10 protein-coding genes are annotated in these 13,651 nt (G+C 29.0%); 8 read left to right on the top strand and 2 right to left on the bottom strand.

Annotation, left to right across the window (positions count from 1 at the left end; genetic code table 11):
• Positions 1 to 430: 430 nt before the first annotated feature.
• The 8 genes from Q4Q34_RS07390 (at position 431) to Q4Q34_RS07425 (ending at position 11,331) form a co-directional block, all read left to right on the top strand.
• Entirely contained in the window at positions 431 to 3,895 is a 3,465-nt protein-coding gene (locus tag Q4Q34_RS07390; protein WP_303316620.1) for a coiled-coil domain-containing protein, read from the top strand.
• On the top strand, positions 3,888 to 4,298 hold the full coding sequence (ybeY, locus tag Q4Q34_RS07395) for an rRNA maturation RNase YbeY (protein WP_303316621.1): 411 nt from the start codon (positions 3,888 to 3,890) through the stop codon (positions 4,296 to 4,298). Before Q4Q34_RS07390 ends, ybeY begins: the two co-directional genes overlap by 8 nt.
• A 212-nt stretch (positions 4,299 to 4,510) precedes the next feature.
• Positions 4,511 to 6,382, top strand: a complete 1,872-nt coding sequence (mnmG, locus tag Q4Q34_RS07400; RefSeq protein ID WP_303316622.1) for a tRNA uridine-5-carboxymethylaminomethyl(34) synthesis enzyme MnmG — start codon at positions 4,511 to 4,513, stop codon at positions 6,380 to 6,382.
• A 79-nt stretch (positions 6,383 to 6,461) separates the two neighbouring features.
• Entirely contained in the window at positions 6,462 to 7,313 is an 852-nt protein-coding gene (locus Q4Q34_RS07405; RefSeq protein ID WP_303316623.1) for a class I SAM-dependent methyltransferase, read from the top strand.
• 228 nt (positions 7,314 to 7,541) lie between these two features.
• Complete coding sequence (locus tag Q4Q34_RS07410; protein WP_303316624.1) at positions 7,542 to 8,057, top strand: OmpH family outer membrane protein; 516 nt, start codon at positions 7,542 to 7,544, stop codon at positions 8,055 to 8,057.
• 1,410 nt (positions 8,058 to 9,467) lie between these two features.
• Positions 9,468 to 9,902: a ribose 5-phosphate isomerase B gene (rpiB, locus tag Q4Q34_RS07415; RefSeq protein WP_303316625.1), complete on the top strand. Its 435-nt coding sequence runs from the start codon at positions 9,468 to 9,470 to the stop codon at positions 9,900 to 9,902.
• Positions 9,903 to 9,908: 6 nt separating this feature from the next.
• Positions 9,909 to 10,826, top strand: coding sequence for a cation diffusion facilitator family transporter (locus tag Q4Q34_RS07420; RefSeq protein ID WP_303316626.1), 918 nt, complete (start codon positions 9,909 to 9,911; stop codon positions 10,824 to 10,826).
• A gap of 61 nt (positions 10,827 to 10,887) precedes the next feature.
• Positions 10,888 to 11,331 (top strand): GNAT family N-acetyltransferase, encoded by a 444-nt coding sequence (locus Q4Q34_RS07425; RefSeq protein WP_303316627.1) that lies wholly within the window; start codon positions 10,888 to 10,890, stop codon positions 11,329 to 11,331.
• Between the two features lies 1 nt (position 11,332).
• Here Q4Q34_RS07425 and Q4Q34_RS07430 read toward each other — a convergent pair whose 3' ends face one another.
• On the bottom strand, positions 11,333 to 12,745 hold the full coding sequence (locus tag Q4Q34_RS07430; RefSeq protein ID WP_303316628.1) for a T9SS type B sorting domain-containing protein: 1,413 nt from the start codon (positions 12,743 to 12,745) through the stop codon (positions 11,333 to 11,335).
• Positions 12,732 to 13,586 (bottom strand): OmpA family protein, encoded by an 855-nt coding sequence (locus Q4Q34_RS07435; RefSeq protein WP_303316629.1) that lies wholly within the window; start codon positions 13,584 to 13,586, stop codon positions 12,732 to 12,734. Before Q4Q34_RS07435 ends, Q4Q34_RS07430 begins: the two co-directional genes overlap by 14 nt.
• Between the last annotated feature and the right edge of the window lie 65 nt (positions 13,587 to 13,651).

Raw genomic sequence — 13,651 nt, forward strand, 5'->3', positions numbered from 1 at the left:
TAAACTAATAAATAATAGCATAAGTTTTTAAGATATAATCTCATTGAATACTTAATTATAGCTTCTTAAGACCTTTTTATTATTATTCATATAAAAACAAAAGACCAAAATAATTGAAAGCTTATACATTTATAGTGTTGAGAAACAAATTGTAATTATAATAGTTATGGGTTTAATTGAGAGTTATAACTTCATACTTTTATTACATCAAACTCCCTCATTTAATTATACTTGAGGGGGTTTTATTTTTTAAGCTTTAAAAAACTTACCTTTTCAATAGTTAACATCTACGCAAGCATTAACAATTAACACTTAATTATAAACGCTTTACTAAATAAAATTGTAGTTTAGTAAGTCGTTAAGATAACTTTTCAATATTTTATTTAAAAACCATTGAATTTGTAAGTCCCAGACATCAGGAATAAAAACCATGAATAGTAACTTTAAGAGCATACAAAACAAATTAGAAGCATTTATTAAGCGCTATTACACTAATGAATTACTAAAAGGTACCATTTTATTCTTTGCTATAGGCTTATTATATTTTCTATTTACACTGTTTATTGAACATGTTTTATGGTTAAGTACCATAGCCCGAACCGTTTTGTTTTGGCTGTTTATAGCTGTAGAAGTTGCTTTAATTGTTAAATTCATTGCAGCACCTTTAGCCAAATTATTCAAGCTTCAAAAAGGTATTAATTATGAAGATGCCTCAAGGATTATAGGGCAGCATTTTCCAGAGGTAAATGATAAATTGCTAAATGTTCTTCAACTGCACCAAAACAAATCACAGTCCGAATTACTTTTAGCGAGTATTGAACAGAAATCGCTAGAGCTTACCCCAATTCCATTTAAATTAGCTATTAACCTAAAGAAGAACTTACACTATTTAAAGTATGCAGCTATTCCTGTTTTAATCTTGTTGCTTACTTTTTTAACAGGTAATTTTAATTGGTTTAGTGAGAGTTACGAACGTGTTGTTCATTATAAAACGGCCTATGAGCCACCAGCGCCATTTCAATTTTTTGTAGTAAACGATAATTTAAAAGCTATTGAAAATAAAGATTTTAAACTGATAGTAAAAACTGCGGGGGAACTCACACCAGAAAGCGCACAGATAACCTATAATAATGAAACTTATTTTTTACAGCAGAAGGGCGTAGGAGAATTTGAATATGTGTTTTCACAACTTAAATCGGATATTCGTTTTGAACTATCTGCCAATGATGTAAGATCTAAACCTTATGAAATAAAAATTGTTGAGGTCCCTTCTTTATTGAGTTTTGAAATGGTTTTAGATTACCCTACTTACACTAAAAAGAAAGATGAAACTATTAAAAATACAGGAAATGCTTTAGTTCCTGAAGGCACAAATATTGTCTGGCAATTAAAAACCAAATCTACGGAACAAGTTCATCTGTATGCTAACGATACTATTAATTTTTCCTCTGACGAATCAGGAACTTTTGAAACCTCTAAACGTGTTTATAATAATTTGGATTATAGTTTAAGCACCAGCAATAAAAACCTTCAAAATTACGAAAATCTAGCATTTAGTATTGGTGTTGTTAAGGATGAATATCCTGAAATTAATTTAAAAGTAGAAACAGATAGTTTGGATTTACAATCCTTATATTTTTATGGGCAAGTAAGCGATGATTACGGCTTTAGTAAGTTACAACTTGTGTACTATCCGTCAGATGATGATAAAAACAAACACTATGAAAAGATTCCAATATCTAATTCTAATATTGCTGATTTTGTAAGTGCTTTCCCTAATAATTTAAATATTGAAGCAGGTAAATCTTATGAATTATATTTTCAAGTATCTGATAATGATGTTATTAATAAATACAAAACTGCTAAAAGTCATGTGTTTACTTATAGAAAACGCACAAAAGAGGAAGAATCACAAAAGAATTTAGAAGAACAAAACAAAACCATTAAAGATTTGAATAAATCTTTAGAAAAATTTGATGAGCAGGATAAAAAATTAGAACAACTCACAAAAACTCAAAAAGAAAAATCGACTTTAAATTTTAATGATAAAAAGAAATTAGAATCCTTTTTAAAACGTCAGGAACAACAAGACGAAATGATGAAAAATTTCAATAAAAAATTGAAAGATAATTTAGAAGAATTTCAAAAGGAAAATCTAAAAGAGGATGTATTTAAAGAAGATTTAAAAAAACGTTTAAAAGAAAATGAAGAGCAGCTTAAGAAAGATGAAAAAGTATTAGATGAGTTAAAAGAGCTTCTGGAAAAAATCAACAAAGAAGATGTTATCACCAAAAAATTAGAAGAATTAGCAAAACAAAATAAAAATAAAAAGCGAAGTTTACAACAGTTGTTGGAATTAACCAAACGTTTTTATGTTGAGAAGAAATTAGAAAAACTAAAGAGTGATTTAGAGAAGCTTGCGGAAGAACAAGAAAAACAATCTAATAAATCTGAAGAAGAAAATACTAAAGACAAACAAGAAGAGCTTAATAAAAAATTTGAAGAATTTTCTAAACAGTTAGAAGATTTAAAGAAAGATAGTAAGGCTTTAAAAAAACCAATTGATATTCCTCAGGATAAATTAGAGGAAAATGATATTAAAAAAGAACAAGAAAAAGCATCAGATGCATTAGAGAAAAAAGAAGAGGAGCAAGCTGGTGAAAAACAAAATGAAGACCAACAACAAGAAGAAGAAAAGCAAGAAAAACAGGAAAATCAAAATTTAAAGAACGCTCAAAAAAGCCAGAAGAAAGCGGCTCAAAAAATGAAAAAAATGAGTCAGCAAATGCAAAGCGCTATGCAAGGTGGCGGCGGAGAACAAATGCAAGAAGATGTAGATATGCTTCGTCAAATTTTAGATAACCTTGTGCTATTTTCTTTTGATCAGGAAAGTGTCATGAATCAATTTAAAAGTATAGATGCTAATCATAACAAATTTGCTTCTTACTTACGAAAACAAAACAACTTAAAAGAACATTTTGAACATATAGACGATAGTTTATTTTCTCTATCGCTTCGTCAACCAAAACTTTCTGAAAAAGTCAATAAGGAAATAACCGATGTGTATTACAACATTGATAAAGCTTTAAGTTTACTAGCAGAAAATCAATTATATCAAGGTGTCTCTAATCAGCAGTTTGCTGTAACAGCAGCAAATAATTTAGCTAATTTTTTAAGTGATGTTTTAGATAATATGCAAGAAAATCTGAGTATGTCTCCCGGTAAAGGTGGACAGGGAGATATGCAATTGCCAGATATTATTATGAGTCAGGAAGAACTCAACAAGAAGATGGAAGAAGGTATGAAGAAAGGCGAAAAAGGAAGCCCTAAAGACCAAGAAGGGGAAGGTAAAAAAGAAGGTAAAGGAGAAAAAGATGGCAAGACAGGCAATGATGGAGAAAAAAATAAAGATGGTGAAAAAGGAAAAAAAGGAGATAAGCAAGGGGAAGGCAATGACGGAGAAGGAGGTAATGAAGATATGAATGGTTTATTGTATCAAATATACCAACAGCAACAGCAATTACGTAAAGCTTTAGAAGAAAGATTGGCTAAAGAAGGTAAGGGAAAAGGAGGCAATGGAGACAGATTATTAAGAAGCATGGAAGACATTGAATTGGATTTATTGAACAAAGGATTTACAAATCAAACGCTTCAAAAAATGATGCAATTAAAGCATCAATTATTAAAATTAGAGAACGCTACGTTTCAACAAGGAGAGGACAATAAAAGAGAATCTGAAACGAATAAAAACAATTTCAATAATAATACAAACAGTCAAATACCTACTGCAAAACAATATTTTAAAACCACCGAAATATTAAACAGACAAGCTTTACCTTTGCAACAAGTTTATAAAAAGAAAGTGCAAGAATATTTTAAGCAGAATAATGATTAACTTCAATTACGAAACCGATTTTTCCTTAAAGAATGAAGACCAAATTTCAAACTGGATTTTAAACACAATTTCTAAAGAAACCTACAAATTAGAGGAGATTAATTATGTGTTTTGTGATGACGAATATCTTCATAAACTAAACGTAGAATTTTTAAATCATGATACATTAACAGATATTATTAGCTTTGATTATTCTATGGGTAAATTAATACAGGGAGATATTTTTATTTCTATAGAAAGAGTGGAAGATAATGCTAAAGATTTCTCTGTTTCTTTTGTAGATGAACTGCATCGTGTTATCATTCACGGTATACTTCATTATTGTGGTTATAAAGATAAAACGGATGCTGATGCAAAAGTAATGCGAAAAAAAGAAAACTATTATTTAAAACAATTAGCTTAGTATAAACGTTTCAAAGTAATATTTTTGAAACGTTATATAAAATATCTTTCTCGTTAAATCATAAATTCTCAAAACACATGTTTTTAATCTATTAAAACTATAGGTGAAATAGAGGTTTAAAATAAGTGTTTTAAAGAAACGCCGTATATTTGCAAACTTAAAATTATTAATATGTTCCACGTGGAACATAGGTCTATTTAAAACCAAAAAATATGTTTAACGAAGTGTATGATGTTGTTGTTGTAGGAGCTGGACATGCAGGTAGTGAAGCTGCAGCTGCAGCTGCGAATATGGGTAGCAAAACATTACTAGTTACTATGAATCTTCAAAACATTGCTCAAATGTCTTGTAATCCTGCCATGGGTGGTATTGCTAAAGGACAAATTGTAAGAGAGATTGATGCACTTGGAGGTTATAGTGGTATAGTGTCTGATACATCCGCTATACAATTTAAAATGCTTAACAAATCTAAAGGACCAGCCATGTGGAGTCCGAGGGTGCAAAGCGACCGTATGCGATTTGCAGAAGACTGGCGTTTACTTTTAGAAGGTACGCCTAATTTAGATTTTTATCAGGAAATGGTATCTGGTTTAATCGTTGAGAAAGGAAAAATTACTGGTGTAAAAACATCCTTAGGAATAGAAATAAAAGCCAAGTCTGTTGTCCTAACTAATGGTACTTTTTTAAATGGATTAATACATATAGGAGATAAAAATTTTGGTGGTGGTAGAGCAGGGGAAAAAGCTGCTACCGGAATTACAGAACAGTTAGTAGATTTAGGTTTCGAATCTGGAAGAATGAAAACAGGAACGCCACCAAGAGTAGACGGACGAAGTTTAGATTATACTAAAATGGTTGAACAACCCGGAGATGATAATCCAGAGAAATTCTCTTATTTGGATATAACAAAACCATTAGAAAAACAACGGTCTTGTTACATGACTTATACTAGCTCTGAAGTACATGATTTACTTCGAGAAGGGTTTGATAGATCTCCAATGTTTAATGGTAGAATTAAAAGTTTAGGACCTCGTTATTGTCCATCAATTGAAGATAAAATAAACCGATTTGCAGATAAAGATAAACATCAATTATTTATAGAACCGGAAGGATGGAATACCTGCGAAGTTTATGTAAATGGCTTCTCAACATCACTACCGGAAGATGTCCAATTTAAAGCATTACGATCTGTAGTTGGTTTTGAAAACGTGAAATTTTTTAGACCAGGATATGCCATTGAATATGATTATTTTCCACCTACACAATTAAAGCACACTTTAGAAACTAAGCTTGTAGATGGTCTATATTTTGCAGGTCAGATTAATGGAACAACTGGATATGAAGAAGCCGCATCTCAAGGATTAATGGCAGGTATAAATGCCAGTCTAAAGGTTCAAGAAAAAGATGCTTTTACTTTAAAAAGAGACGAAGCCTACATTGGTGTTTTAATAGATGATCTAATTACAAAAGGCACAGAAGAGCCCTATAGAATGTTTACATCTAGAGCAGAATATAGAACTTTATTGCGTCAGGATAATGCAGATTTAAGATTAACACCTAAGGGTTTTGAGCTTGGTTTAGCAAGTGAAAAACGCTTAAAAAGAATGGAGCAAAAACATAATGATGCAGAAAAGTTTGTAGCCTTCTTTTCTAAAACAAGTGTAAAACCAGAAGAAGCAAATCCAGTTTTAGAGTCTAAAGGATCTGCTTTAGTAAAACAATCTGATAAGATGTTTAAGATCTTTTCCAGACCAAATATTACCATTGATGATGTTCGAAAATTTAAAGCTGTAGAACAATATATTCAGGATAATAATTTAGATAATGAGGTTATAGAACAAACAGAAATTCAGGTAAAATATTCTGGCTATATAGCTAAGGAAAAAAATAATGCCGATAAATTAAGTAGACTGGAGTATGTAAAAATACCAGAGAATTTTGACTATTCTCAAATCAAATCTATGAGTTTTGAAGCACGCGAAAAACTAAAAAAAATACAACCAACAACTGTATCACAAGCATCAAGAATTAGTGGTGTTTCACCTAATGATATTTCTGTATTATTAGTTTATATGGGTAGATGATTTTTGAGTGTTCCACGTGGAACGTTTTATTAAATTTTAATTTTTATCATTCTAAAACTTAGTTCGGAATCTATTTCTAATGAAAAATAACCCCTCTTATTTAACTGTAAAAGATCATTCGGTTTCTAATGAAACTTTTAAATTAATTGAAAATATTGAATATGGTTTTCTTGAAACTATACCTCAACCTTCTTTAGATAAATTACCAGAATATTATAAAAGTGAAGACTATATTTCACATACAGATACCAAACGAAATTTATTTGAAAAAGTCTATCATATAATAAGAAACCTATCCTTAAAAAAGAAATTGAAATTGATTAATTCTTTTTCTTCAGAAGAAAAAAATCTTTTAGATATTGGTTGCGGTACAGGTGATTTTTTAAAAACAGCTAAACAAAATAATTGGACAATTACAGGAATAGAACCAAATGAACAAGCTCGAAAAATAGCAAATAATAAAACTGAAAATTCTGTTTTTGAAACTGAAGAACTCTTAAAATTTAAGCCTTCAAGTTTTGATGTAATTACACTTTGGCATGTATTGGAGCATTTACCAAATTTAGAAGAACATATTTCAATTTTTAAAAAATTACTAAAACCTAACGGTACTTTAATAATTGCAGTTCCTAATTATAAAAGTTTTGATGCAAAATATTATAAAGAGTTTTGGGCTGCTTATGACGTACCTAGACATCTTTGGCATTTTAATAAAACTTCTATATCTAAATTAGTTTTAAAAGTTTCTATGAAAACTATAAAAATCAAACCCATGCTCTTTGATGCTTTTTATGTAAGTCTACTTTCTGAAAAATATAAACATGGAAAAATGAATCCTATTAAAGGTTTTTGGATAGGATTACTTTCTAATTTGAAGGCCATGACATCTAAAGAGGCTTCTTCTTTAATTTATATCATTAAAAATAGCTAAAACTTAATTATATCAATCAAATTTAAGTTTTACATTGTTAAATAGACAAACACTAGCAAAAATTATTAAAGTCTCTTAAAACGCTTTTAATGAGTTCTTTTTTAATAAATTATTATTATTACAACTTATAATAACTATAAGAATTCGTTATAATTTAAATTCAAAATAATTCTGCCTAATTTTAGGCTTTACTTTATTACTTTTGTTCGAATTTAAAATAACAACAAAATGAAAAATATAATTTATACATTATTAGTGGCTCTAGTTTTTACATCTTGTCAAAAAGAAAAAAAAATAGGATATATAGATAATGGCATTGTTATAAATGATTTTCAAGAGAAAATAGATTTAGAAGCAAAATTTCAAACCAAAGAAGAAGCATTTAAAAAGAAAGCTGATAGTATTGGACAAGCTTTTCAATTAGAAGTTCAACAAACACAAATTACAGCTCAAAAATCATCAAAAAAGAAAGCTCAAGAATTAATGGGTGGTTTGCAACAAAAGCAACAACTGCTTCAACAACAAATGCAATTTGAGCAACAACAATTAACCCAAGATTTTCAAACTGAAATTGATTCTTTAATCATTAAAGTAAAAGACTTTGTAAAAGATTATGGAAAAACTAATGGTTATACTTATATCTTAGGAACTAGCGATGCTGCAGCTACAGTGCTTTATGGAATCGATGAAAATGATTTAACAAAAACTATTTTAGATGCTTTAAATGAAGCTTATAAAAAGTAAATAAATCAAAATTAATAAATTTATTAAATCCTGGCTTTAGCTGGGATTTTTTATTTTTATACTTGAGGTCATAATAAAATAACGTCATATCGACGTAAATAATACTAAAAAACTAAGTTAATTATTTGAAATACAGATATTTGTCATGTCTATAGAACGAAGCATGAGCTTTTCGACTTTAATTTATGCTGAGCACAGTCGAAGTACTCAAGATAAATTTTCGAGACATCTTATCATAATAAAATTCCAAATTCACTTAACATCAAAAATAAATACTTAAAGTAGGTTTTTTCTTATTTTTAATAAATAATATTTTATATTTAATCTTATTATAAGATCAAAATAGTTAGTACTCATAATATATAACACTTAGAGATAAAATAACATCATAGTATTGCTCAATTTAATTTTTAAGTCTCTTAGTATTGCGCAAGTACTATTATAGTAAGAAAACAAGCTATAAATAGAATAAATTTCATTTTATAAACAAAACAAACGATACAGAGAGTAAAATATATTTTACCTAAACGTATAGCATAACTATTAAGGAGCAAACATGGAATGTCATCCTTATGAGAAATCCTGAAAAGTATACTTTGATGTATTCGGCTATAGTTTATAAACTAAATGCAGTCAAAGTACTCAGCATAAACTAAAGTCCAAAAGTTCATGCTTTGGTCTGTATTCATGATAAAATGCTATTCATTTATTAAAATTCACATCCTGTTCTGTTACTTTCAGAAAAAATTTGATTAAAAACAGAGTTATCCACATTATATATTATAATACTATTTTCTTTTAAAAATTTAAAAAATAAATGATGGTTATTATAGTATGTTAATAGCTAGGATAACTTTTTTAAGTTTTGTTTTGATAATAATTAATTTACGTTCTATTAATAATTAATTAACAATAGAATTTATTTTAATAGGTTCATTTTTAATGATTTTAAGTTTTATATTCACAGTTGTTAACAACTAAAACTAACAACTTTTTCTAATAACTATATTTAATTTTCATGTTCACATCTAATATTTTTAGTCTAATAACATTACCAAAAAAAATAATTTAAATTTTTGGTAATGTCATGTTAGTTTTTGATTGAAAAAATAAATGGAATAACAATATTTTTCTTTTAGAAAGTAATGAACACTTATTAACAAGTAATGAATAAAATAACGCACATCGTTAATAAGAGTAATTAATATAAATTTTTTGAATGTAGTTCGAAATTCTTTTATTTTAAAGATAAGCTAACTTGAATGGATAATTAGGTTTGTAAGTTAGCTACATACAAGTCTTTGTTCTCGATTCTAATAACGAAGCAATCTTATTATCTAACAAAAGACATGAATGATTTTTAATATATAGTTAGTAACTTTATACCTTATAAAACAAGATAATAAAATCATGACAATTTCTATAGGAAACGATCACGCAGGAACGGATTATAAATTTGCTATTAAAGACTATTTAGAAGGAAAAGGTTACACTGTTAATAACTACGGAACCGATGCAAATGATAGTGTAGATTATCCAGATTTTGTACATCCGGTAGCTCAAGATGTTGAGAATAAAAAAGTAGATTTTGGTATTTTAATTTGTGGTAGCGCTAATGGTGTAGCCATGACAGCTAATAAATACCAACAAGTGCGTGCTGGTTTATGTTGGACTAAAGAAATTGTTGAACTTATAAGACAACATAATAACGCCAATATATTATGTATTCCTGCACGTTATACTGCTATCCCGCAAGCGTTGCAAATGGTAGAAACATTTTTAAATACGGAATTTGAAGGTGGTAGACATCAAAATAGAATAGATAAAATTCCGCTATCTTGTTAAATTTAAATGGGTCATTCACATACTCATAACCACTCTCATTCTCATAACGACCTAAAAGGACGTAATCTTTTTATATCCATTTTATTAAATATACTTATTACTGCTGCGCAAGTAATAGGGGGTATAGTTTCTGGTAGTTTAGCATTATTAAGTGATGCCTTACATAATTTTAGTGATGTACTCTCTTTAATTATAAGTTATGTGGCTAATAAATTATCGAAAAAAAAAGCCTCTATTCACAGAACATTTGGTTATAAACGAGCAGAAATTTTAGCAGCGTTTATAAATGCAGCTACTTTAATGATTGTTGCTATTTTATTAATAATTGAGGCTATAAAAAGGTTTCAAAATCCAGAAGAAATAGAATCTAATTTAGTTATTTGGTTATCTCTTTTAGGGATTGTAGCCAATGGTTTTAGTGTGCTTTTATTAAAAAAAGATTCTAACGCAAATATGAATATGAAAAGCGCTTATCTTCATTTATTAACAGATATGATGGCTAGTGTTGCTGTACTCATAGGTGGTTTGTTAATGAAATATTATGAGCTATATTGGGTAGATAGTGTATTAACATTTGCGATAGCTGTCTATTTAATTTGGATGGGTTTTGATTTATTAAAAAGATCTACAAAAGTTTTAATGTTATTTACCCCAGATGATATTCCTTTAAAACAAATAGTTGCTGAAATTAATGCTTTTGATAGTATTAAAAATGTACATCATGTTCATGTTTGGCAGCTAAATGAAGAAGAAATCCACTTAGAGGCACATATTGATTTTAATAATGATATTACCTTATCTCAATTTGATGTTATTTTACATGAAATTGAACATTTAGTATTCAATAAATATGATATTAATCACGTGAATATACAGCCGGAATTTGGTAAGGATGATGTTAAAGATGTGATTGTACAAGACTAGTTATTAATGTTATTCAGAAGGCTATCGAGAACAAAATTATCCTTTATTGACCTCATGAAATATGTTAGAAATACAAGTAAAAACATTTGAAGAATTAACTAAACTAGAACTGTATAGTTTATTACAATTGCGAAGTGAAGTATTTGTAGTTGAGCAAGATTGTGTGTATCAAGATATTGATGGAAAAGACCAAAAAGCATTACATGTTTTGGGTTTTAAAAAAGAGAAACTAATAGCCTATACACGTATTTTTAAACCAGGAGATTATTTTAAAGAACCTAGTATTGGCAGAGTGGTTGTAATTAAAAGCGAACGTGCCTATAAATATGGTTATAACATCGTGGAAGCATCTATTAAAGCTATTTCAGAGCATTTTAATACATCTTTAATAAAAATATCGGCTCAAGTCTATTTAATAAAATTCTATACAGATTTAGGCTTTAAAACCATAGGTGAGGAGTATTTAGAAGACGATATTCCGCATATAGCTATGATTAAAGAGTAAATTAGCGTTTTAAAGCAAAATGCCCCCTGATGACTTCTCCCGAATTTAGGGTGATTACGTACCAATAGTCATCAGTAATTAAAGGGTGTCCATTAAAAGTACCATTCCAACCCTGGGAATTTGGGGGTAATGATTTTAAAAGTTTTCCATATTTATCAAAAATATGTGTCATTTTTATTGAATTATTAGTGTCAAAAACTTGCCAAAAATCATGGCTACCATCATTATTTGGTGTGAAGTATTTTGGGATATAATAATCTTGATCGATAATTAGCACACTAAAACTAGACTCATTATTATCACAAGTCGTTTCGTTATAAATATAAATAGTTTGTGAACTTGTAATAGTATCTCCGGCATTAAGCTGAATACCGTTTCCTCCAGATTGCATAAAATAATTCCCATTGGTTAGAGCAGGTAAAGTATAAGAAGTACTAGTGACCACATTGTTAAGTGTATCTACATTAACAAAATTACTACAGTCGGTTTGAGATGCTATGTAATTGGAAAAAGTAGTTGGCAGCCAAGTTGAATGATTACCAGAAGGGTTGTCAACAACAACACAATTTAAATCTGGATTAGCCCTAAAATCCATTAAAGTAACATTAGTATTATTACCATTTCTAATATTTAATCTACACAAGTTATTATTACTACAATCCAGTTCTGTTAAATTGGAATTATTAGATAGATTTAATTCCGTTAATTGATTAGAAGCACAATTTAAGTTTGCGAGTTGGGTATTTGCTGAAAGCTCTAAACGGGTTAGTTGATTATTTTCACAAGTAAAAGAAGATAAATTTAAGTTATTAGAAACGTCCAAATTTGTTAATAGGTTATTACCACATTGAAATATATTTAATGCACTATTTTGAGAAAGATTCAAGGATGTTATTTGATTATTTTTGCAAACAAAATCTTTTATATTCGGGTTTTGACTAATGTTTAAATTGGTAAGCATATTATTTCCACAAACCAATGCTCTCAAGTTTGGGTTTTGAGTAACATCTAAAGTACTTAGTTGATTAGAATCACACCATAAAATTTCTAAACTTGTATTTTGCGTGACATCTAAACCTGTTAATTGATTACTATCGCAAAATAGTTGAGATAGCCGTGTATTTAGTGTGACATCTAAACTTGTTAAATTGTTAGATTGACAACTTAAAACTTCTAAAGCTAAAAAGTCTTGAATACCGGTAAGATCTGAGATACCTCTATTTTCAAGATCTAAATCTATAATACCAGATATATTTGCAGTGGTTACAGAGCCATCCAAAGGACCAGAATCATGCCCTAAATCTATTAATCTTTGTTCAAAATTATTGTCTGGAATAAGGGTTTGAGAATAAATACTAATACAACTTAGTAAAATAAGTAATAAACTGTAGAAATATTTTCTATTTACCCACATAGGTTATTAATATTTCAACCCGCCTGTCGTATTTTGGATCACCGCCAAGCGGAAATTTTCGGCGCATCCCTAAATGACGCATGCGTTTTTTATCAACCCCCTTTTTTGCAAAATAGTCATAAACATATTTTGCCCGGGCTTCAGACAGGTTCCGTTTTTTGGTCTTTCTATCTACGGCATCTCTACTGTATTGTGTACAGCATACATGCCCTTGAATGGTAAAATAAATATCTTCACGTTCTACAAGTGCTTTTGCAATAGATTCCAGTGTTTTTTTAGACCCATATGTAACTGTGCTATAACCTGTTTTAAATAAAATATTTTCAAAAACTATTTTATCACCAACTTTAAGGTCCCCTTTTATAATCTCGGGAGTATTTTTCTTTTTAGGAACTTTTGCAACAGGCTTTTTTTCAACAGGTTTAGGCTTTGGTTTTTTTGGTGTTACTATAATTTCTACTTTTCTGTTTAAACCTCTTATTTTTATTAGATTTTTTTCTTCTACGATCTTTAATAAGATTTCTCCTTTTCCATCAACATTTGTAATTAATTCATCGCTTATTTCATTACTGGAAAAAATAGATTTTATAGCATCTGCGCGTTGTTGAGATAGTTTTAAATTATAGGTATCTGCACCAATATCATCACAGAACCCAAATATAGAAATGGCTTCAATATCTACGTCTGTTAACGTTGAAATAAAAAGAAGTAAACGATTTTTTTCTGTTGGCGGCAGATTGTATTTATCCGTATCAAAATAAACTTCGTGCTTTAGTTCTTTTTGAGAGAATGCAAATGCAGTATTTAACGTTATTAAAATTAATACTAATAATTTATTCATAGCGGGGAAATAGAACAGGTATAAATATACTATTTTTAATTTTTTTGTAAAAGAACTCATCTTGA

Source organism: Flavivirga abyssicola (assembly GCF_030540775.2).
Taxonomy (GTDB): domain Bacteria; phylum Bacteroidota; class Bacteroidia; order Flavobacteriales; family Flavobacteriaceae; genus Flavivirga; species Flavivirga abyssicola.

What these genes read in the sequence shown, in the direction of transcription:
- Q4Q34_RS07410 (WP_303316624.1), top strand. Translation starts at nt 7,542, where the DNA reads ATGAAAAATATAATTTATACATTATTAGTGGCTCTAGTTTTTACATCT.
- rpiB (WP_303316625.1), top strand. Translation starts at nt 9,468, where the DNA reads ATGACAATTTCTATAGGAAACGATCACGCAGGAACGGATTATAAATTT.
- Q4Q34_RS07425 (WP_303316627.1), top strand. Translation starts at nt 10,888, where the DNA reads ATGTTAGAAATACAAGTAAAAACATTTGAAGAATTAACTAAACTAGAA.
- Q4Q34_RS07435 (WP_303316629.1), bottom strand. Translation starts at nt 13,586, where the DNA reads ATGAATAAATTATTAGTATTAATTTTAATAACGTTAAATACTGCATTT.
- Q4Q34_RS07430 (WP_303316628.1), bottom strand. Translation starts at nt 12,745, where the DNA reads ATGTGGGTAAATAGAAAATATTTCTACAGTTTATTACTTATTTTACTA.
- ybeY (WP_303316621.1), top strand. Translation starts at nt 3,888, where the DNA reads ATGATTAACTTCAATTACGAAACCGATTTTTCCTTAAAGAATGAAGAC.
- Q4Q34_RS07420 (WP_303316626.1), top strand. Translation starts at nt 9,909, where the DNA reads ATGGGTCATTCACATACTCATAACCACTCTCATTCTCATAACGACCTA.
- Q4Q34_RS07390 (WP_303316620.1), top strand. Translation starts at nt 431, where the DNA reads ATGAATAGTAACTTTAAGAGCATACAAAACAAATTAGAAGCATTTATT.
- Q4Q34_RS07405 (WP_303316623.1), top strand. Translation starts at nt 6,462, where the DNA reads ATGAAAAATAACCCCTCTTATTTAACTGTAAAAGATCATTCGGTTTCT.
- mnmG (WP_303316622.1), top strand. Translation starts at nt 4,511, where the DNA reads ATGTTTAACGAAGTGTATGATGTTGTTGTTGTAGGAGCTGGACATGCA.